Genomic DNA, 20,272 nt, shown 5'->3' with positions numbered 1-20,272 from the left:
CCCGAGTTTTTACTAAAAATGAATACGCCTAATTTCACGAGCTAACCCATCGAGATCCGGAAATAGGGAGTATTCATTTACTCCCGCAATTAGCAGAAATCTTCTTGCATCAGCAATAGCTCGCCTCGGGATCAAAAACTTTCTAACTGCTTTGGGTGCAAGTTCATCTAGAGACGTTCTCGAATCCATATGAATGGTAAAATGTGATTTCTGGCTAAAGGCTCGTGGATGGTGGCGCCCTGGCGCAGCAGCAACCACTGAGCCGGACAACTTTTTATCCCTATCAATGAATATAGTCTGATAATCACCTATGATATCCTTCATTGTAAATAACGTCGGATCTTGTGATAACTCTCTATTCAACTCATATGGATCAAGCATCCACACACAAGGGACCTCTCGCCCTTCATCCCTAAGCGCAAAATAAAGAGCCACGGCAAAACTATCAGTCCAGTCCAGCAATCTTGTAGGTATACCATGATGTTGCATAGATATCGCTAACGACCAAGGATTAATACCCTCCGGAAGTAGCGGCCCAGCCATTGTTTGATAATCAAAATATATAGATTTTTCAGTTGAGTGAGATACGCGCGTACGACCAATGCCTGGAATCAGCTTCCATTCGGCATCCCGGTGCCCCCTAAAAAGTAGCCCGAACGGACCAGCATCTTCAACTAAAGCAGCAACCTCTTCGTATATTTTATTCCAAACCAAAATCAAAACTCCATTTTCTGATTATACGTCGTACCGCACATTTCAACATAGGTTAGCTGGAAGCGCGCAACCGCTCCATCTAAAAACTCTCCTCCCTTCAAAGTCAGCCGCTATAGCGGCAAGGACGAGCTCGACCATGGAAAAGATAAAACTCATACAGCCGGCACCCGTCGTGCGCGATGAAGACGGCATGTTCCAACATCCCGACTTGCCTGATTTTGATGAGGGCGACGGTGAGAAATGCAAAGCCTGGATCGCCGAGCAAGGCCTGCGAGTGAAGATGGTCGAGCTCGAGTACCACAGCGACCAAGCGATATCCGACCGCTACTTCGACGCAGGCGATTCGGATTGCAGTTACTGGGATCCGGATAAACCCGACGGCGAAGGCTGGTTCTGCCTGTCGATCCACGACACCGACAACGGCCCGGTCTGCTGGTGGGCCCGCCGCGAGGTGACGCAATGAGCCAGGTCAAGGAACGGCCGATCCTGTTCTCGGCGCCGATGGTGCGCGCCATTCTGGATGGCCGGAAGACGGTAACGCGGCGACCGGTCAAAGGGTCAGCCCTGAAATGGCTTGAAGAGTTTGTGCCGGAGTTCGTCGCGCTTTCAGCCAATGAGCTTTGCCCCTTCGGCCAGATCGAGGACCGACTGTGGGTGCGCGAGACCTGGTACTGCGATCACAGCGAGGTCATGAGCGGCCCTTACCTCAAACCGGACGACTTCAATGTCGGCGAGGCGCGCGACGACGGCACGCTGGTGTACGCCGCCGACGGGCTGACCCCATATGAAACCGATCAGCCAGTTTGGAAGCCGAGCATTCACATGCCGCGCTGGGCCTGCCGCATCCTGCTGGAGATCACCGACGTGCGCGTCGAGCAGGCAAAGGCCGAAGGCTGCTTCTTCACCGACTACGGCCGCAAGTGCGGCCACTCCGGAACAGGCTGGACTGATGTTGGAATTTGCCCGGCGCCGGAAGAACACCATCTGCAACGCAACGGCTGAATGTGGGACAAGACAACCAGTCATGAACAATGCTTGGGAGCACCACGCTGGGCGTTCGCAAACCTCTGGAACTCAACCGGCGGCGACTGGGACGCCAACCCCTGTGTCTGGGTCCTCGAGTTCAAACGGGTTGACTGAGGACTAAGAAATCAAATCAACGCCCACCACGTATGGTGCCAGCCCTCCCCGATGACGCTTCATGAAGTTTTTATAGTGACTATCAAACGGCTCAGTACCACTCACGCTTTTTAGCCACTCCCGAACCCCAATAGTTATATCCTCAATAAACGAGGGAATATCTACGGCTAAAGCATCCATCAATATCGAGTTATGCACTGTGAGCGGGCCCGGCGTTAGAAAAAGCACTCTGGAGTATCCCAAGTCTTTGTGCATCGCCTTGCCCTGGTGAAGTAATCCGCAACGATATGCATAACAGACAGCTCCGGTAATGGCGACTTTCCCATAACGCATCGGCGGATATTTGCTTGCGACCCATTTATCAAACCAAGCCTTATATCTAGCTCCCGTCGCCTTTCCATCCTCTGATTCTAAAGAAGCGCATATATCAGGTATCGCGAGCGATGTGAAAAGTGCAACGGAGTAAAAACCTGCGCCTGCTACTGCCTTCAGTTCAACCAACAGATCTTCCATCGTCCAGCCCTCAGTAGAGACCTGATCTTAGCTGCAAATTCTAAAAAGGATTCTTTTTTGCCCTCCCCCCCCCAACTCAACAGCCTGCCGGTGTACGGCGGGCGAGGTATTCGTATGTCCGCACTGAACCGCTTTCATGAAAGAGCGAGCGATGCCTTGGAGAAGATCAGCGCCAGCTTGCCGGCCGGCGCCAAACTCTGCCTTTCCATCTACACCCCGGAAAAACCAGAACTAGACATCGTGCTGCAGGACAAAGGGCTCGACCTGAACGAGGTAGTTTCAACCCTGCGTCGGCGTGGCCTGAGCATCGACGGCGACAACGCCTACTAGCGCGATTTGCTCGACGCTGTGGTCGGATCGCTGGCCTTCGGCGCGCAGAACACGAACCCGCCGCCATCCGATCATTGGGCAACGCGATTCTGGGAAATCGGTCGGGAAGAGCGCGAGCTGCACGAAGAGCTGGTCGCCGCGCTGAAACTCACCCGCGAGAACCTGCGCGCCTGCCAAGCAACCATCCACCTGTGCGGCGGGTTCGACCCCGCTTATGTCGACGATGCGCAGGCTGCCATGAAGGTTGCTGACGCAGTTCTGGCCAAGGCCGGCGCATAACCCATCACCACCTTCTGCCGCCACGCGCGGCATGGAGCATCACCAATGAAAAAAGAGCTGATCAAGATCAGTGAATTCCAGCGCCGGCGCTGGGGTGAAAACGGTACACCACCCTGCCCCCAGGCGATCCGCAACTACATCCGCAACGGCAAGGTGCCCGGCGAGCAAATCGGCAAACTCTGGTACGTTGATTGGACCGCGTTCAGCCGTTCGGACGGCAATGACCTGGTCGCGATGGTATTGAAAGGAGCTGCATGATGGTCCCACGGCCGCGCAACAAGGCGAACAAGAGCCTACCGCAGAACCTGTACTTCGATTCGCGGCGCTCGACCTATCGCTACCGCCGGCCCACCGACGGTAAGTGGTTCCAGTTCGGGTCTGACCGGATCAAGGCGATCGATGCCGCGAAGCAGTTGAATCTGGAGTTCATGCGCGGCGCTGACCTGGTCGGCGCCGTAATGGGCAGCACATCGGAATCGTTCGCCGGCTTTCTGGACGCATACGAACGCGACCTTCTGCCGCCGAGGGAACTCGCAAAAGGCACACTGGGCCTGTACGCCGTGCATTTCCGTCGTTTCCGGAAACAGTTCGAAGGCAAAGCCATCGATCAGATCACGATCGGCATGATCGCGGAGATGCTGGACGCCCTCACCCCGCGCACTGCCAACCAGTGCCGCGCGCTGCTGATCGACATCTTCAACCACGCAGCGGCCAAAGGCCTGTGCCCGGACAACCCGGCCGCCAGCACCATCAATCGAATTGAAAAGAAGCAGCGCAAGCGACACACCGTCGAAGGCCTGAAGGCCATCCGGGAGAAGTCACCGTTCTGGCTGCAGAACGCAATCGACCTGGCACTGATCACCGCGCAGCGTCGGACGGACATCTTGAATATGCGGTTCGATGGTGTCCGGGAAGGTTTTTTGTATGTGGTTCAGCAGAAGACGGCCAAGGCCAGCGACGCGGCGTGGATCCGGTTCAAAGTGACCGAAGAACTCCAGGCGGTGATCAGCCGTTGCCGGAATGACATCGTCTCACCGTACCTCATCCACCGCCGGCCCGATCGCAAAAAGCAGAAGCAGGCGCAGACGAAGGACCACTGGACGCAGGTCGAAGAGCGATATTTGACGCGAGCCTTCAAGGAGGCCCGGGATACGGCGGGTTGTTATAAGGGATGGAAGGAAGAGGAAATGCCGGGCTTCCATGAAGTGCGAGCGCTGTCGCTGCACCTGTATCAGAAAGCCGAGAAGGACGGTCAGAAGATCGCCGGCCACGCCAGCGAAACCATGACGAAGAACTACCAGAAGGACCATGCCGAGATCGTCTGGTCAGAGGCAATTCCTGATTTGAATATCAGCGAAATCACCGGGTAGTTTTGCGCGGGTTTTGCGCAGGCACAAAAAAAGCCGATCCATCTGATCGGCTTAAGTGTCTGATTTTAATCAGGAAATATGGTCGGGACGGAGTGATTCGAACACTCGACCCCTAGCACCCCATGCTAGTGCGCTACCGGACTGCGCTACGCCCCGACTGATGTTGCATCCCGTTCTTCACCTCGAAGAACGCTCAAGAATATATCGCAAGCTTTTGAAAACTGGAAGTATTCAAACGCAGCTTTTTATTTCTTGAGTACCACCAGGACATCCTCCAATTCGGCAATCATCTGCCGAATCATCTGTTTGTACTGTGTGGTGTCATCTTTGGCTTCGTCGCCGGACAGGCGCAGACGTGCGCCGCCGATGGTGAAACCCTGATCGTAAAGGAGCGCGCGGATCTGCCGGATCATCAGCACGTCCTGGCGCTGATAATACCGGCGGTTCCCGCGGCGTTTGACGGGGTTGAGCTGAGGAAACTCCTGCTCCCAGTAGCGCAGCACGTGTGGCTTTACGGCACACAGCTCGCTGACTTCACCAATGGTGAAGTAGCGTTTGCCCGGGATGACGGGTAGTTCGTCGTTATGACTTGGTTCCAGCATAAGCCTCAACTCGGGCCTTCAACTTCTGCCCTGGACGAAAGGTGACCACACGGCGAGCCGTGATCGGGATTTCTTCCCCCGTTTTCGGGTTGCGGCCAGGCCGCTGGCGTTTGTCCCGAAGGTCGAAATTGCCGAAACCGGACAATTTGACCTGCTCGTTGTCTTCAAGAGCGTGCCTGATTTCCTCGAAAAACAGTTCGACCAATTCCTTGGCTTCCCGCTTGTTCAGGCCCAGCTCTTCATACAGACGTTCCGCCATCTCAGCTTTCGTCAAAGCCCCCATACGTCACTTCCTTAACGTGGCGTTCAACCTTTGTTCGAGCGAGGTGAGGATATTTTGCGTCGTCGAATTCACCTCATCGTCATTAAGAGTGCGCGATGGATGCTGCCAGGTCAAGCCGACTGCAAGGCTTTTTCTATCAGGATCAATACCTTTACCCTGATACACGTCAAACAGCCTGAGCTCTGTGAGCCATTCGCCTGCATTTTCACGGATTACGTCCAGTACAGCCGAGGCCGCGACGTCTTTGTGCGCGATCAGTGCAAGGTCACGACGCACTTCAGGAAAGCGCGACAACTCGTGGAATTTCGGCATTTTACCGAGCGCCACTTCCGCCAGAACCAGCTCAAAGACGAACACCGGACGATCCAGCCCCAGCGCCTTCGACAGCTCAGGGTGAATTGCACCGATATAGCCTACCTCGCGACCTTCACGCTCGATGCGCGCGGTTTGACCCGGATGCAGCGCCGGGTGCTTGCCCGGAGCAAAGGTGAACGAATCCAGGGCACCGGCAAAACCCAGTACAGCCTCCACGTCAGCCTTTACGTCGAAGAAGTCGACGGTATCCCGACCCTGCGCCCAGCCTTCCGGCAAGCGACTCCCGCAAACAACCCCGGACAGCATAGGCTCTTGCTTCAAGCCCTCAAGCTGACCAACGAAGCGCAGACCGCTCTCGAACAGACGCACGCGATCCTGCTGACGGTTGAGGTTGTGCTGCAACGCCTTGACCAGACCTGGCCACAACGACGAGCGCATGGCGGCCATATCGTTGGAGATCGGATTGGCCAGCAACAGCGGCTCGACACCTGGATTGAACAGTTCGAACTGACGCGGATCGATGAAGCTGTAAGTGATCGCTTCCTGATAACCACGAGCAACCAGCAGACGACGCAGCTCAGGCAGATCACTACGCGCTTCTGCCTTGGCTTGCGGCGCCAGACGCGCTTGGGGGTAGCGAACCGGCAGACGGTTGTAACCGTACAGACGTGCCAGCTCTTCGATCAGGTCGACTTCCAGGCTGATATCGAAGCGGTGGCTTGGCACTTCAACTCGCCATTGGCCTTCGCCATCAGCGGTAATGCTCAGGCCCAGGGCACTGAGCAGACGCTCGACCTGTGCCGAATCCATCTCCATGCCGAGCATCTGAGTGATGCGCTGAGCACGCAAAGTGATCGGTGCAATCGATGGCAGATGTTGTTCGCTGACGGTCTCGATGATCGGACCAGCTTCGCCGCCAGTGATTTCCAGCAGCAGGCCAGTGGCGCGCTCCATGGCTTCACGTGCCAGCTGCCAGTCAACGCCACGCTCGTAGCGATGCGAAGCGTCGGTATGCAAGCCGTAAGAACGTGCCTTGCCGGCAACCGCAATCTGATCAAAGAACGCAGATTCGAGGAACACATCACGGGTGGTCGCGGAAACACCGCTGTGCTCGCCACCCATGACGCCGGCGATCGCCAGTGCACGAGTGTGGTCAGCGATGACCAGCGTATCGCTGCGCAGGCTGACTTCCTGACCATCAAGCAGAACCAGCTTCTCGCCCTCTTCAGCCATGCGCACACGAATGCCGCCATTGATTTCGGCGAGATCGAAAGCGTGCAGCGGTTGGCCGAGCTCGAGCATGACGTAGTTGGTGATATCGACGGCAGCGTCGATGCTGCGCACGTCGGCGCGACGCAGACGCTCAACCATCCACAGCGGGGTTGGCTTGGACAGGTCGACGTTACGGATGACCCGACCCAAGTAACGTGGGCAGGCCGCCGGGGCCAGCACCTCGACCGAGCGGACTTCGTCGTGTACCGCTGCAACCGCAGCCACCACAGGACGGGTTACCGGCACGGCGTACAGCGCGCCGACTTCACGAGCCAGACCGGCCAGGGACAGGCAGTCGCCACGGTTCGGGGTCAGGTCGACCTCGATGCTGGCGTCTTCCAGATCCAGATACACACGGAAATCTTCGCCCACCGGCGCATCGGCCGGCAGCTCCATCAGACCGTCGTTGCCCTCACCGACCTGCAGCTCTGCCTGCGAGCACAGCATGCCGTTGGACTCGACGCCACGCAGCTTGGCCTTCTTGATCTTGAAGTCGCCCGGCAGCTCTGCGCCAATCATGGCGAACGGAATCTTCAGGCCCGGGCGCACGTTTGGCGCTCCGCACACGACCTGGAAGGTTTCCGCGCCATTGCTGACCTGGCATACGCGCAACTTGTCGGCGTCCGGATGCTGCTCGGTGCTCAGCACCTCACCCACCACCACACCACTGAATACGCCGGCGGCCGGAGTAACGCTATCGACCTCAAGACCGGCCATCGACAGACGAGCAACCAGCTCATCGCGATCTACCTGCGGGCTGACCCAGCCACGCAGCCATTGTTCACTGAATTTCATCCTGCTCTCCTAAGAATTCGTTACGACTAGCGAAATTGCGCGAGGAACCGCAAGTCGTTGTCGAAGAACAGACGCAAGTCGTTCACGCCGTAACGGAGCATGGCCAGACGCTCGACACCCATGCCGAAGGCAAATCCGGAGAACTCTTCCGGATCGATGCCGGACATGCGCAGCACGTTCGGGTGAACCATGCCGCAGCCCATCACTTCCAGCCAGCCGGTCTGCTTGCAGACGCGGCAGCCTTTGCCGCTGCACATCACGCATTCCATATCGACTTCAGCGGATGGCTCGGTGAAGGGGAAATACGAAGGACGGAAACGCACGGCCAGTTCTTTCTCGAAGAACACCCGCAGGAATTCTTCGATGGTGCCTTTGAGATCGGCAAAATTGATATCGCGATCGACCAGCAGGCCTTCGACCTGGTGGAACATCGGCGAATGGGTGATATCGGAGTCGCTGCGATAGACGCGGCCCGGGCAGACGATGCGGATCGGCGGCTGCTTCGATTCCATGGTGCGGACCTGTACCGGCGAGGTATGGGTGCGCAGCAACATGTTGGCATTGAAATAGAAGGTGTCATGCATCGACCGGGCCGGGTGATGGCCTGGGATGTTGAGCGCTTCAAAGTTGTGGTAGTCGTCTTCGACCTCAGGGCCTTCGGCGATGCCGTAGCCAATGCGGGTGAAGAACTGCTCGACGCGCTCCAGAGTCCGGGTGACCGGATGCAGACCGCCAGAGGTCTGGCCACGGCCCGGCAATGTCACGTCGATGGATTCGGCAGACAGTTTGGCAGCCAGCTCGGCTTCTTCAAACAATGCCATGCGCGCATTAAGAACGCCTGTAACACGTTCCTTGGCAACGTTGATCAGCGCACCGACTTGCGGACGCTCTTCGGCCGGCAGATTCCCCAGGGTCTTCATCACCTGAGTCAATTCGCCCTTCTTGCCAAGGTATTGAACCCGGATTTGCTCCAGGGCATTGATATCTTCAGCGCTTTGCACAGCCTCTAGTGCTTGAGAGACCAGCGCATCCAGGTTTTCCATGTACAGACTCCAGATACAAAATAGGGGAAGAGCTTGAAGGCTCTTCCCCTATTTATGACGTTTAACACCTGGCCCCACAGAGGTGAGGCCGGGTGACTGTCGGGGGTACTTAAGCCAAGGTGGCTTTAGCTTTCTCGACAATCGCAGCAAACGCCGCTTTTTCGTTCACTGCCAGATCAGCCAGAACCTTACGGTCGATCTCGATGGACGCTTTTTTCAGGCCAGCGATGAAACGGCTGTAGGACAGACCGTTAACACGAGCACCAGCGTTGATACGAGCGATCCACAGAGCGCGGAACTGACGTTTTTTCTGACGACGGTCACGGTAGGCGTATTGGCCTGCCTTGATTACCGCTTGCTTGGCAACACGGAATACGCGGGAGCGTGCGCCGTAGTAGCCTTTAGCAAGTTTCAGAATTTTTTTGTGACGCTTACGGGCAATGACGCCACGCTTTACACGAGCCATGAGTTACTTCCTCTATTCTTGACTAAATTAACGAAGGCGCAGCATGCGCTCGACTTTTGCCACGTCAGACGGATGCAGCAAGCTGCTACCGCGCAGTTGACGCTTACGCTTGGTCGACATTTTAGTCAGGATGTGGCTCTTGAAAGCGTGCTTGTGCTTGATGCCGTTAGCAGTTTTCAGAAACCGCTTGGCAGCACCACTTTTGGTTTTCATTTTTGGCATGTTCGGATACTCCGCATTCAGTTGATAAACATAATCAGAAGGCCTGCCGTGCCCTGTTGATTACTTCTTCTTTTTCGGGGCGATGACCATGATCAGCTGGCGTCCTTCCATCTTAGGATGCTGTTCGACCGAACCGTACTCGAGCAGGTCTTGTTCAACCCGCTTGAGGAGTTCCATCCCCAGCTCCTGGTGGGCCATCTCACGGCCGCGGAATCGCAAGGATACCTTGGCCCTGTCCCCGTCACTCAGGAAACGTACCAGGTTGCGCAGTTTTACCTGGTAATCCCCTTCCTCCGTCCCTGGACGAAACTTGATTTCTTTAACCTGAATCTGCTTCTGATTTTTCTTCGCCGCGGCAATCTGCTTCTTCTTCTCGAAGATCGATTTGCCGTAGTCCATCACCCGGCAAACAGGCGGGACTGCATCTGCGGAAATTTCCACCAGATCAAGCTTTGCTTCTTCAGCGATACGAAGCGCTTCATCAATCGAGACGATGCCAATCTGCTCGCCATCAGCGCCAATTAACCGAACCTCGCGTGCCGAGATATTCTCGTTGATCGGGGCTTTCGGTGCAGCTCGTTTATCTTGTCTCATTTCACGCTTAATAATAATTACTCCGAATCTGGGCGACCACGCCGGGAAACCGCTTGCGCGAGAAACTCAGCGAACTGGGCGACGGGCATCGAGCCCAGGTCAGCACCTTCACGAGTACGCACAGCGACAGTCTGCATCTCGACTTCCTTATCTCCGATAACCAAAAGATAGGGAACCTTGAGCAAAGTATGCTCGCGGATTTTAAAGCCGATCTTTTCATTTCTCAAGTCGGACTTGGCACGAAATCCGCTTTCGTTGAGAGTTTTTTCAACCTCTGCAACAAAATCTGCCTGTTTATCAGTGATATTCATGATCACCGCCTGGGTCGGCGCGAGCCAAGCAGGGAAAGCACCTTCGTAGTGCTCGATCAGAATCCCGACGAAACGCTCGAACGAACCGAGGATCGCGCGGTGCAACATCACCGGGTGTTTGCGGCTGTTGTCTTCGGAGACGTATTCAGCGCCCAAACGGACAGGCAGGTTAAAATCGAGCTGCAAGGTACCACACTGCCAGACTCGACCGAGACAATCTTTCAGCGAGAACTCGATCTTCGGCCCGTAGAAAGCACCCTCGCCCGGCTGCAGATCGTACGGCAGGCCAGCAGAATCAAGGGCTGCAGCCAATGCAGCTTCAGCGCGATCCCACAGCTCATCGGAGCCGACGCGTTTTTCCGGACGAGTGGACAGTTTCATCTCGACTTCGGTAAAGCCGAAATCGCGATAGACATCCATGGTCAGCTTGATGAACGCAGCGGACTCGGCCTGCATCTGCTCTTCGGTGCAGAAGATGTGCGCGTCGTCCTGAGTAAACGCTCGCACGCGCATGATGCCATGCAACGCACCCGACGGCTCGTTACGGTGGCAAGCACCGAACTCGGCCAGACGCATCGGCAACTCGCGGTAGCTTTTCAGTCCCTGATTGAACACCTGCACGTGGCATGGGCAGTTCATCGGCTTGATGGCGTAGTCGCGGTTTTCCGACTGAGTGGTGAACATGTTGTCGGCGTAGTTGGCCCAGTGCCCGGATTTTTCCCACAGGCTGCGGTCGACGACTTGAGGAGTCTTGATCTCAAGGTAGCCGTTGTCGCGCTGGATCTTGCGCATGTACTGCTCGAGCACCTGGTACAGAGTCCAGCCATTCGGGTGCCAGAACACCATGCCCGGCGACTCTTCCTGAGTGTGAAACAGGCCCAGACGCTTGCCGATCTTGCGGTGATCGCGCTTCTCGGCTTCTTCGATGCGCTGGATGTACGCCGCCAGCTGTTTCTTGTCAGCCCAAGCGGTGCCGTAGACGCGCTGCAATTGCTCGTTCTTGGCGTCGCCACGCCAGTAGGCGCCCGACAGCTTGGTCAGCTTGAAGGATTTCAGGAAACGCGTGTTCGGCACGTGCGGACCACGGCACATGTCGACGTATTCTTCGTGATAGTACAGACCCATGGCCTGCTCGTTCGGCATGTCTTCAACCAAACGCAGCTTGTAATCTTCGCCACGAGCCTTGAACACTTCGATCACTTCAGCGCGCGGAGTGACTTTCTTGATGACGTCGTAATCTTTCTCGATCAGTTGCTGCATGCGCTGTTCGATGGCCGCCATGTCTTCCGGCGTGAAAGGACGCTCGTAGGCGATGTCGTAATAGAAGCCTTCGTCGATGACCGGGCCGATGACCATCTTCGCGGTCGGGTACAGCTGTTTGACCGCGTGGCCAACCAGGTGCGCGCAAGAGTGGCGAATGATCTCCAGCCCCTCTTCATCCTTTGGCGTAATGATTTGCAGGGTCGCGTCGCTGCTGATGATGTCGCTGGCGTCGACCAGTTGGCCATTGACCTTGCCGGCGAGGGTGGCTTTGGCCAGACCTGCACCAATGGATGCGGCGACCTCGGCTACGGAAACCGGGTGATCGAATGAACGTTGACTGCCGTCGGGAAGAGTAATAGTTGGCATGGCGCCTCCTCTCCTAGTGGTGACCCCTACCAAAGGTCACGTGGGTTGGGATGAGCCAGTACAAGATCCGATCCAGGCCATTCAATGACGAACGCCTGCCTTACAGCGGCAGGAGCCTTGCGGCCAACCGGAAAACCGAACCAGAGTGACTGGGATTCAAATCGGAAAAATTCGCACGCCGACCGCTTCGGGACTGAAGGTCATCCGAAGCCTGAGAACGCTTGAGCCCGGCATGCTAGCACAGATGAGCGGTCGCTTACGCCCTGATTTGGCAGAAGGCCAAATGTCCGTTTTTATGCCAGAGTGCTGAACTTGATAGGCCTTTGCGCCCTCAGATAACAAGACATTGACCCACAAGGAGCATCCTCGCATGCGTCTGAAAAGCTTATTCGCCCTCGTCGCACCCGTCGTTCTGCTGCTGCCACTGAGCGCCCATGCCGACTGGCCGAAAGGCGAGCGCGAGAAGTACATGGCCCAGTGCACTGAGGCTGCAACCCAGCAAATCGGTGCTGCCGCGGCGAAATCCCACTGCGCTTGCGGAGCTGACGCCATCAAGTCCTATCCGGCCAGCGACATTCAGGCGCTGATGGACAACAAGGCGACGCCTGAATTGCAAAAGAAAGCCCTTGGCCAGATCACCAAATGCAAGGCAAATACCGCCCCGAAAAAATAAGAAAACCGGTCATTAACATCGGCTGAAAGGCGGAAAAAAGTGCTGGAAATGAGGCTTTTCAGACGATTTATGCAGGTTTTACAGGTTTTTTTATCGTCTTTACGTTTCGCTGAAAGCCTTTCAAACCGGGGCTTTCAGCGCAACCAGGTGGTAAAGAAAACACGACTGATTGGCAAACAGCACGTCCGGGGGGCTACCAAAGCGAACATTTCGACTATGATACCCGGGTGTGCCCAGTTGGCCTGAGCAGCACAGCACTACTGAAAATATATGTTTCTTGGAGATACACCATGTCTAATCGCCAAACCGGCACCGTTAAATGGTTCAACGATGAAAAAGGCTTCGGCTTCATCACTCCTCAAGGTGGCGGTGACGACCTGTTCGTACACTTCAAAGCTATCGAATCCGACGGTTTCAAAAGCCTGAAAGAAGGCCAGACCGTCTCTTTCGTGGCTGAGAAAGGCCAAAAGGGTATGCAAGCTGCACAGGTTCGCCCAGAGTAATTTCTCGGCGCACTAAAAAAACCCCGTCCTGGTGACGGGGTTTTTTATGCCTGACACAAAAGGACTCAGCCGCAGTTGACGCGAGTAACTACCAGGTTGTTATCGGTGTTCAGGTTCAGGCGATCGGAGCGGTATTCCAGGGTGATCATGTCGTTCGGCTTGAGGAAACGCGCATTTTGCGCCCCAGCCTTGGCACGCGCCTGATCCAGCAACTCAGGGGATGCCTTCTTGCCGATGGCAAATTGCGCTGCCGATGCTTCGCAGCGGCTATTTCCTGATTCAGCCGCCACGGGCTCCTTTGCCGACTCGCTGGAGGTTGTGCTGCAACCAGCCAACAGAGCAGCGGCCATAAGTGCACCCAGTGTCGCGAACTTCAAAGGCATGAAGCCTCCTTGTTTTCAAATGTTTAAGCAGAGATCGTGCGACCGCCAATGCGGCGTTTGGTTTCAAGGCTCAAGCCATGCCCTGCCCCACGAGCGGAAAAATGCCGAGTGTGCCTGAGCCGCCCTGTCCGGCTCATCAAACATTCGTGACTGAATATTAACGACCTCAATAAACGTCGATGTAGTCGTAGGGCGGATTCGGCCAGTTGTCTTTGAGTGCGTTGAAAATCTGCATCACCCAGACTTCATCGCTGGCTGCGACGTTACCCACATAGCCCGACCCCTTCGCCCAGGTTTCCAGGCGAAACAGCAGACCCTCGATATCCTGCCCACCGGTCACCGTAGACAGATAGGCAATGCCATCTTTGGTCACGCGCAATTGGTTGTGCACGTCGTCACTGCCCGAGGCAAGCAATTGGCGCACTGCTTCGAGTGTGAGGCCGTCAGGGGTATTCAGATCAATCTGCACAGCGGGGTCCTTTGCAAGCCGGAAAAGACCAAGTGTCGCATAGCGCTCCGCTCATGCCTAAGTCGCAGTGCCAAATGCCGCACAAAATGGTTAACTCGAAAACAGACATCCTGACCTTTCGAGCCTCCCATGACCAGTGTAAGCATCGACGCCGCCATCAACGCCAAATGGGCCGAAGGACACAGCTCTTACAGCCCCGGCACGACGGAAGAATTGGCGCTGATCGGCATTGATTTACTGGTCAAGGAGTTGGGGATAGAAGCGGCGCAGCATTTTATCAATCAGGTATTCGAACGCTATCCGATCAGCCAGGCTGAACAGCCGCAGTGAAAACCCGCAGGCAAACCGCCTGCGGGTTGACGAATTATTTCAGGCGTTTCAGGCGCTCGGTCAGCAGATCAAAGAATCCCTGGGCGTCGCCATTTTCGACCCAGAATGCATTCTTCGGTGCTTTCAGGCCGTCATACCAGTCAACAATGGTCTGGCCGAATGTCGGTCCTTCACGGCTATCCACCACGACGTTGACCGCCCGACCGGTAAACAACTCAGGCTTGAGCAGATACGCCACAACCGTCGCGTCATGCACCGGGCCACCGGGAATGCCGTAGTGCTCCATATCGCCCTTGATGTATTCGTTGAGAATGTCGCCGACGATCTTGCTCGCATTGTTGTTCAGCGCGGCGATCTGCTTCAGGCGTGCATCGCTGGTCAGGATCTTGTGGGTCACGTCCAGCGGCAGATAGGTGAGCTTCACCCCGCTCTTGAGCACCACCTCGGCAGCCTGCGGATCGGCGAACAAGTTGAATTCAGCCACAGGGGTGATGTTGCCACCGTTGAAATGCGCCCCGCCCATGATCACCACTTCCTTGATGCCCTGAACGATTTCCGGCTCCTGGATCAATGCCAGAGCCAGGTTGGTCTGCGGACCGAGCATGGCAATGGTGATGCTGTGCGGTTTGGCCGATTTAAGAGTGTCGATCAGGTAATTGACCGCATTGCCTTTCGCCAAGCCTTTCTTCGGTTCGTGAACCGTGACGCCTGACAAGCCTTCCTTGCCATGAATGTTCTCGGCGTAGATCGGCGTGCGCATCAGCGGCTTCGGTGCGCCAGCGTAAACTGGCACGTCTTCGCGCCCTGCCCATTCGCGAGCGAGTCGCGCGTTACGCGAAGTCTTGTCCAGGCGCACGTTGCCGGCGACAGTCGTTAACGCGCGGATATTCAATTCATCCGGCGACGCCAGCGCGAAGAGCAAAGCGACAACGTCGTCAGCGCCTGGATCGGTGTCGATGATCAAATCGATTTTTTCAGCGGCCTGAACGCCGGTCGCAGTTATCACAGACAAAAGCAGCAGGCTCCGGACCAGTTGATGAAGTTTTGCAGCATAGCGTTGCATAGCGCATTCCTTGTGCAGGTGATATCGGAAATCAGAATGTAACCCCGGCGACCAGAACGATGTTGCAGTACGGCTGACATTCTCCTGTACGAATGATCGCCCTGGCTTGTCGGCTAAGCACCTTGAACTGCTCGTGGGTGAGCAGATCCCTACGGCCCAGCGCGCCCTCTTCGTTCAACGCGTCCAGATCGGCAAGTGCCGTGGGTTGTTTGTCGAAGATCTCTTTGGCCAGCACATGGCTTTCTACCTGCATCTCGCTGAGTACAACTTTCAGCGTGCTGACGAAATCAGGGATGCCATGGGTCAGCGCCAGATCAATCAACTCGACACCCGGTGGCACGGGCAAACCGGCATCGCCAATCACGACCATGTCACCGTGGCCAAGAGAAGCGATCAATCGCGACAGCGCGACGTTAAGCAGAGGAGTCTTTTTCATGCGGGTTTGAACGCCTGTACTTCGGACATGGTTGGAATCGACGGTTGCGCACCGGCGCGGGTAACCGACAGTGCAGCGGCGATCTGCCCGTAGCGAATCGCCTCGGCCTCAGTCTTGCCATCGGCCAGCGCTGCGGCAAAACCGCCGACGAAAGTGTCGCCCGCCGCCGTGGTATCGACCGCCTTCACGGTCGGCGCGGGAAAATGTTCGAAGCCGTTACCGTTGGCGAACAATGAGCCTTGCGACCCTAACGTGACGATGACTTTGCCCGCGCCCATGGCAATCAACTGAGTGGCAGCCGTTTCTGCCGACTGCAGCGAGTCGACAGCGAGCCCGCTCAATGCGGCGGCTTCGCTTTCGTTGGGAATCAGATAGTCGATGGCGGCAAACCAGTCAGCCGGCAAAGGACGGCTGGCCGGCGCCGGGTTGAGGATGACGGTTTTGCCCAGCTCACGCGCACGCTTGAGCGCATGTCCGACCGTCGCGTCGGGAATCTCGAGCTGACAGATCACAACATCGGCGGCTTGTAAAACCGCATCAAAGCGTTCGATCACTGCCGGCGTCATTGCGCCGTTGGCACCGGCGACAATCACGATCGCGTTCTGGCTGTTGTCATCCACCACAATCAGCGCTACGCCACTGGAATCCTCTACGACACTGACAGCCTCGCAGTCGATGTGCTCGGCGAGCAAGGCATCGCGCAATCGCACACCGTAGTCGTCATTTCCGACGCAACCGATCATTGCCACCTTAGCGCCCAAGCGCGCAGCAGCAACCGCCTGATTGGCGCCCTTGCCGCCAGACACCGTGGCAAAGGAATGACCAATCAGCGTTTCACCGCCGCGTGGCAGCCGTGGCGCCCGGGTGACCAGGTCCATGTTCAGGCTGCCTATTACCACTACATTTGCTGGCATACATCACTACTCATCAATTCGGTTTCAGCGATATTCGGTGAACACGCCGGACAGCGGCGCGGTCGATTCGCGCAGGACAATGCTCGGGGTCACGATGCGTTGATCGGTGCCCGAATCCGGCGCGGCAATTCTGCGCAACAGCACTTCGGCGGCCATCTCGCCCAGTTGCAGGATCGACTGGCCGACCGTGGTCAGCGCCGGATAGACATAACGGCTCATCTGAATGTCATCGAAGCCGATTACCGACAGCTCGGCCGGCACCCGGACATTACGTTCAGCCGCCGCACGCAGCACACCGATGCCAATCATGTCGTTACCGGCAAAAATTGCGCTCGGCGGATTGCTCTCGAGCAGCCGGGCTGCGGCGTTGTAACCGCCGGTGCTGGTGAAGTCGCTTTCGAGCATACGCTCCTCGCGCACCTCGATTCCCGCTTCTCGCAGCGCTCGGCAATAACCGGCCTGACGCATTTGCGCCACGCTGGTACTGGCCGGACCGCCAATGGTGGCGATGTCGCGATGCCCCAACTCGAGCAGGTGACGGGTTGCCAGATAAGCGCCGTATTCATGATCGATACGCACCAGATCGGCATTTACACCTTCCAGGCCCCGGTCAACGATAACCATCGGCGTCTTCACGCCTGCCAGCCCTTGCGCCAGACCAGTGTCACCGCCGGCGGAGGCGACGATCAAACCGTCGATGCGTTTTTCCAGCAACACGCGCAGATAACTGCGCTGCTTGTCCGGATTGTCGTCGGAGTTACAGAGGATCACGCAGTAACCGTTGCGCTCGCAGTAATCCTCGATTCCGCGCGCCAATTCAGCGAAGTACGGGTTGAGGCTGTTAGGCACCAGCAGGCCGATGGTCGCCGTGGTTTTGGCTTTCAGCGAGCGCGCCACGGCACTGGGAACGTAGTCGAGGCTCTTGATCGCCGCCTCGACTTTGCGCCGCACTTCTTGACTCACCGGGCGGGTGTTGTTCACCACGTGCGACACGGTCGTGTAGGAAATACCCGCAAGCGCCGCTACATCCTTGATCGTTGCCATGGTTCAGCCTCGGCGACTGGCGCGTTGACTGCGATAGGTGTCGAGCACCACGGCGATAACAATTACCGCTCCGGTGATGATGCGCTTGGTCGGTTCCGTCGCACCAATCTGTGCGAGACCGGCCGCGAGCACGGAAATGATCAGCACGCCAAAGAAAGTACTGATTACCGAACCGCGTCCACCCATCAGGCTGGTACCACCGATAACCACCGCCGCGATCACTTGCAGTTCCAGGCCCGAACCTGCGTTCGGGTCAGCCGCCTCCAGACGCGAAATCTGAAACAGAGCGGCAATGCCCGCCAGCAGGCCCATAAGGCTGAACACCAGAATCTTGTAGGGCTTGGGATTGATCCCGGCCAGCCGCACGGCTTCTTCGTTGGTGCCGATGCCGATCAGGTAGCGGCCGAAAACAGTGCGAGTCAAAACTGCCTGCGCGATGAAGATCACCAGCAAAGCGATGATGAACGAGGGTGAAATACCGAACGCGATCGGATTCGACAGCCAGGCGAACGCATCGCCGATGTACGCAGTCCGCGACCCGGTCATCTGATACGCCACACCGCGGGCCATTTCCAGCACGCCGAGGGAGACGATGAACGACGGAATCCGCCAGGCCACGGTGATCGAGCCAGTGATGGTGCCGGCCAGAGCCGCCACCGCCATGCCGAGCAGCGCCGCTGGCAAAACGCTCCAGCCCCAGCCGAGAATTGCAACGCTGACCGTCGATGCGGCCAACGCCAGCACCGAGCCGACGGACAAATCGATGCCGCCGATGATCAGCACAAAGGTCATGCCCACCGCCAGCACCATCAAGTCGGGAATCTGGTTGGCCAGGGTGCTGAAAGTGTTGTACGAGAGGAAATGGCTGCTCAGAACCGAGAACAGCGCAATCATCGCCAGCAAGGCACCGGCCAGGCCCAGATATGTGCCCAGGCCGAAGAAATTGCCACTACGTTTACTGGCAGAAGATGCAGTTTTCATGGGAGATCCCTAGGCGCTGCCTCATTGAGCAACGCATCACGTTTTTGGTAGCCGGCGAATGCGGCGGCAAGCAAATCATCCTGGGTCCAGCTGTCGCGCTCGAAGGTGTCGATCAGACGCCCCGCCGAAAGCACGCCGATCCGGTCACAGATCAGCATCAACTCGCGCAAGTCACTGGACACCACCACCAACGCCTTGCCCTGGCGGGTCAACTCACCGAGCAAACCGTAAATATCGAACTTGGCGCCGACATCAATCCCGCGAGTCGGCTCGTCGAACAGCAGCACCGAACAGTCGCGCTCCAGCCAGCGACCGATCACGACCTTCTGCTGATTGCCGCCGGACAGTTCCGAAACCAACTGCGTCGGGCTCGAGCTGCGGATGCGCATGGCTTCGATCTGACGCTTCGCCAGGGAGATTTCGTCGCCGTTGTTGACGAAACCGCCACTGGAGATTTCCGGCATGTTACCCAGGGCGATGTTGGCGCTGATCGACTGACTGAGCAGCAGCCCTTCGCCCTTGCGATCCTCGGTGATCAACGCGATGCCATTGCGTACGGCATCGACTGGCGAGCGAACACTCACGACCTTGGCCGGGGAGCCGAGCGCGATGGTGCCGCTGTCGGCAGCATCGGCACCGAATATCAGCCGCAGCAATTCCGTGCGCCCTGCCCCGATCAATCCGGAAATGCCGAAGATCTCCCCGGCACGCACCTCAAAAGAGACGTCGCGGACTTTGTCAGAGCGGGTCAGGCCTTTGACCGTCAACGCCGGAGCGCCGATCTTGCGCGGCCCCATGTCGATGTGTTCACCCAGTTCGCGACCGACCATCAAGGTGACCAGTTGCTCGCTGTTGTAGTTGGCCATCGGCTCGACGCAGACCAGATTGCCGTCACGCAGCACGGCAATACGCTGCGCCACCCGCGCCAGTTCTTCGAGACGGTGAGAGATATAGATGATGGAAACGCCGCGGGCCTGCAATCGGCTGATCTGCTCGAAGAGCATTTCGACTTCGCGCGCCGTGAGCATCGCGGTCGGCTCGTCAAGGATCAGCACATGGCAGTCGCCGATCAGGTTGCGCGCGATTTCAACCATCTGCTGATGGCCGATACCGAGTTCACCGACCAGCGTGTCCGGATCGATCGCATCGAGGCCGACTTGCGCCATGGCTTCGATCGCCGCCTTGCGCAACTGCTTGCGGCTGATCCAGCCAGCGCTGCTCGGCAGATTATCCAGAAAGAGGTTTTCCGCCACCGACAGCGTCGGCAACAGATTGAGTTCTTGCATGACCATGCGCACGCCAAGCTCTTCAGCCTGGGTACGGCTGCCCGGACGATAGTCCTTGCCGTGGAATTGCATCTGGCCGGTAGTGGGTGTGACCAAACCACCAATGATCTTCGACAGGGTACTTTTGCCGGCACCATTTTCGCCGGTCAGCGCCAGTACTTCACCGCGCATCAGCGTCAGATCGATGCCGGTGAGCACCGGTTGCGCATAGGTCTTGCCGATACCGCTGACCGAGAGGACAGCGTTCGGAGCGGAAACTGACATAGAAATCTCCATGCGCTCGCCCGGACGGACGAGCGCCGTTGTGTCGCC

The 20,272-nt window shown here is 57.1% G+C and carries 25 protein-coding genes, 1 tRNA gene and 1 pseudogene; 8 read left to right on the top strand and 19 right to left on the bottom strand.

Annotation, left to right across the window (positions count from 1 at the left end):
- Positions 1-12 precede the first annotated feature (12 nt).
- The gene (locus AB4N85_RS04970; protein WP_252869140.1) at positions 13-714 is read right to left on the bottom strand and encodes an FRG domain-containing protein; all 702 of its coding nucleotides are present in this window, start codon (positions 712-714) and stop codon (positions 13-15) included.
- Between the two features lie 136 nt (positions 715-850).
- On the opposite strand from AB4N85_RS04970, the gene AB4N85_RS04965 reads away from it, so the two are divergent.
- Positions 851-1,177, top strand: a complete 327-nt coding sequence (locus tag AB4N85_RS04965; protein ID WP_252869139.1) for a hypothetical protein — start codon at positions 851-853, stop codon at positions 1,175-1,177.
- On the top strand, positions 1,174-1,716 hold the full coding sequence (locus tag AB4N85_RS04960; RefSeq protein ID WP_435406347.1) for a hypothetical protein: 543 nt from the start codon (positions 1,174-1,176) through the stop codon (positions 1,714-1,716). Before AB4N85_RS04965 ends, AB4N85_RS04960 begins: the two co-directional genes overlap by 4 nt.
- Positions 1,717-1,857: 141 nt before the next feature.
- Here the strand turns inward: AB4N85_RS04960 and AB4N85_RS04955 are convergent, their stop codons facing one another.
- A complete protein-coding gene (locus AB4N85_RS04955) occupies positions 1,858-2,367 on the bottom strand; it encodes a hypothetical protein (protein ID WP_252869138.1) in 510 nt (169 codons plus the stop codon).
- A gap of 114 nt (positions 2,368-2,481) precedes the next feature.
- Here AB4N85_RS04955 and AB4N85_RS04950 point away from each other — a divergent pair.
- The 3 genes and pseudogenes from AB4N85_RS04950 (at position 2,482) to AB4N85_RS04940 (ending at position 4,346) form a co-directional block, all read left to right on the top strand.
- Positions 2,482-2,976, top strand: a pseudogene (locus tag AB4N85_RS04950) (hypothetical protein).
- Positions 2,977-3,021: 45 nt separating this feature from the next.
- Complete coding sequence (locus AB4N85_RS04945) at positions 3,022-3,234, top strand: hypothetical protein (protein ID WP_076567171.1); 213 nt, start codon at positions 3,022-3,024, stop codon at positions 3,232-3,234.
- Positions 3,234-4,346 (top strand): tyrosine-type recombinase/integrase, encoded by a 1,113-nt coding sequence (locus AB4N85_RS04940; RefSeq protein ID WP_460068320.1) that lies wholly within the window; start codon positions 3,234-3,236, stop codon positions 4,344-4,346. The genes AB4N85_RS04945 and AB4N85_RS04940 overlap by 1 nt, the downstream gene beginning before the upstream one ends.
- 79 nt (positions 4,347-4,425) lie before the next feature.
- Here AB4N85_RS04940 and AB4N85_RS04935 read toward each other — a convergent pair.
- The 9 genes from AB4N85_RS04935 to thrS form a co-directional block, all read right to left on the bottom strand.
- Positions 4,426-4,502: transfer RNA gene (locus AB4N85_RS04935), tRNA-Pro, on the bottom strand.
- An 89-nt stretch (positions 4,503-4,591) separates the two neighbouring features.
- Positions 4,592-4,948: a MerR family transcriptional regulator gene (locus tag AB4N85_RS04930; protein ID WP_003179985.1), complete on the bottom strand. Its 357-nt coding sequence runs from the start codon at positions 4,946-4,948 to the stop codon at positions 4,592-4,594.
- Complete coding sequence (gene ihfA, locus AB4N85_RS04925) at positions 4,929-5,231, bottom strand: integration host factor subunit alpha (RefSeq protein ID WP_002553164.1); 303 nt, start codon at positions 5,229-5,231, stop codon at positions 4,929-4,931. Before ihfA ends, AB4N85_RS04930 begins: the two co-directional genes overlap by 20 nt.
- A 3-nt stretch (positions 5,232-5,234) precedes the next feature.
- Positions 5,235-7,613: a phenylalanine--tRNA ligase subunit beta gene (gene pheT, locus AB4N85_RS04920; protein ID WP_125926676.1), complete on the bottom strand. Its 2,379-nt coding sequence runs from the start codon at positions 7,611-7,613 to the stop codon at positions 5,235-5,237.
- Positions 7,614-7,639: 26 nt separating this feature from the next.
- Positions 7,640-8,656 carry a phenylalanine--tRNA ligase subunit alpha gene (gene pheS / locus AB4N85_RS04915; RefSeq protein ID WP_003226365.1) on the bottom strand — a complete coding sequence of 339 codons (1,017 nt, stop codon included), beginning with the start codon at positions 8,654-8,656 and terminating at the stop codon, positions 7,640-7,642.
- A 109-nt stretch (positions 8,657-8,765) separates the two neighbouring features.
- Entirely contained in the window at positions 8,766-9,122 is a 357-nt protein-coding gene (rplT, locus tag AB4N85_RS04910; RefSeq protein ID WP_002553161.1) for a 50S ribosomal protein L20, read from the bottom strand.
- Positions 9,123-9,149: 27 nt separating this feature from the next.
- Positions 9,150-9,344, bottom strand: coding sequence for a 50S ribosomal protein L35 (gene rpmI, locus AB4N85_RS04905; RefSeq protein WP_002553160.1), 195 nt, complete (start codon positions 9,342-9,344; stop codon positions 9,150-9,152).
- Between the two features lie 60 nt (positions 9,345-9,404).
- Positions 9,405-9,956, bottom strand: a complete 552-nt coding sequence (gene infC / locus AB4N85_RS04900; protein WP_169432615.1) for a translation initiation factor IF-3 — start codon at positions 9,954-9,956, stop codon at positions 9,405-9,407.
- Entirely contained in the window at positions 9,956-11,878 is a 1,923-nt protein-coding gene (gene thrS, locus AB4N85_RS04895; RefSeq protein ID WP_024012407.1) for a threonine--tRNA ligase, read from the bottom strand. The genes infC and thrS overlap by 1 nt, the downstream gene beginning before the upstream one ends.
- Before the next feature lie 370 nt (positions 11,879-12,248).
- Between thrS and AB4N85_RS04890 the strand changes: the two genes are divergently transcribed.
- Positions 12,249-12,551 carry a hypothetical protein gene (locus AB4N85_RS04890; protein ID WP_056784441.1) on the top strand — a complete coding sequence of 101 codons (303 nt, stop codon included), beginning with the start codon at positions 12,249-12,251 and terminating at the stop codon, positions 12,549-12,551.
- A gap of 290 nt (positions 12,552-12,841) precedes the next feature.
- Positions 12,842-13,054 carry a cold-shock protein gene (locus tag AB4N85_RS04885; protein WP_003179963.1) on the top strand — a complete coding sequence of 71 codons (213 nt, stop codon included), beginning with the start codon at positions 12,842-12,844 and terminating at the stop codon, positions 13,052-13,054.
- Between the two features lie 65 nt (positions 13,055-13,119).
- Here AB4N85_RS04885 and AB4N85_RS04880 read toward each other — a convergent pair whose 3' ends face one another.
- A complete protein-coding gene (locus AB4N85_RS04880; RefSeq protein ID WP_016774047.1) occupies positions 13,120-13,437 on the bottom strand; it encodes an I78 family peptidase inhibitor in 318 nt (105 codons plus the stop codon).
- 166 nt (positions 13,438-13,603) lie between these two features.
- Positions 13,604-13,906, bottom strand: coding sequence for a hypothetical protein (locus tag AB4N85_RS04875; RefSeq protein ID WP_056784439.1), 303 nt, complete (start codon positions 13,904-13,906; stop codon positions 13,604-13,606).
- A 129-nt stretch (positions 13,907-14,035) separates the two neighbouring features.
- Between AB4N85_RS04875 and AB4N85_RS04870 the strand changes: the two genes are divergently transcribed.
- On the top strand, positions 14,036-14,236 hold the full coding sequence (locus tag AB4N85_RS04870) for a hypothetical protein (protein ID WP_056784436.1): 201 nt from the start codon (positions 14,036-14,038) through the stop codon (positions 14,234-14,236).
- A gap of 34 nt (positions 14,237-14,270) precedes the next feature.
- On the opposite strand, the gene AB4N85_RS04865 is transcribed toward AB4N85_RS04870, so the two are convergent.
- The 6 genes from AB4N85_RS04865 to AB4N85_RS04840 are packed head-to-tail and all read right to left on the bottom strand — an operon-like array spanning position 14,271 to position 20,224.
- Complete coding sequence (locus AB4N85_RS04865) at positions 14,271-15,299, bottom strand: nucleoside hydrolase (protein WP_056784434.1); 1,029 nt, start codon at positions 15,297-15,299, stop codon at positions 14,271-14,273.
- A 31-nt stretch (positions 15,300-15,330) separates the two neighbouring features.
- Complete coding sequence (gene rbsD, locus AB4N85_RS04860; RefSeq protein ID WP_041478553.1) at positions 15,331-15,735, bottom strand: D-ribose pyranase; 405 nt, start codon at positions 15,733-15,735, stop codon at positions 15,331-15,333.
- Positions 15,732-16,649 (bottom strand): ribokinase, encoded by a 918-nt coding sequence (gene rbsK, locus AB4N85_RS04855; protein ID WP_252869137.1) that lies wholly within the window; start codon positions 16,647-16,649, stop codon positions 15,732-15,734. Before rbsK ends, rbsD begins: the two co-directional genes overlap by 4 nt.
- A 24-nt stretch (positions 16,650-16,673) precedes the next feature.
- A complete protein-coding gene (locus AB4N85_RS04850; RefSeq protein ID WP_041478551.1) occupies positions 16,674-17,693 on the bottom strand; it encodes a LacI family DNA-binding transcriptional regulator in 1,020 nt (339 codons plus the stop codon).
- A 3-nt stretch (positions 17,694-17,696) separates the two neighbouring features.
- Positions 17,697-18,674 (bottom strand): ABC transporter permease, encoded by a 978-nt coding sequence (locus AB4N85_RS04845; RefSeq protein ID WP_016774040.1) that lies wholly within the window; start codon positions 18,672-18,674, stop codon positions 17,697-17,699.
- Complete coding sequence (locus AB4N85_RS04840; RefSeq protein ID WP_056784422.1) at positions 18,671-20,224, bottom strand: sugar ABC transporter ATP-binding protein; 1,554 nt, start codon at positions 20,222-20,224, stop codon at positions 18,671-18,673. The genes AB4N85_RS04845 and AB4N85_RS04840 overlap by 4 nt, the downstream gene beginning before the upstream one ends.
- Between the last annotated feature and the right edge of the window lie 48 nt (positions 20,225-20,272).

It is taken from the genome of Pseudomonas sp. H1_G08, assembly GCF_054681355.1.
This window is presented reverse-complemented; position numbering and strand designations above follow the sequence as displayed.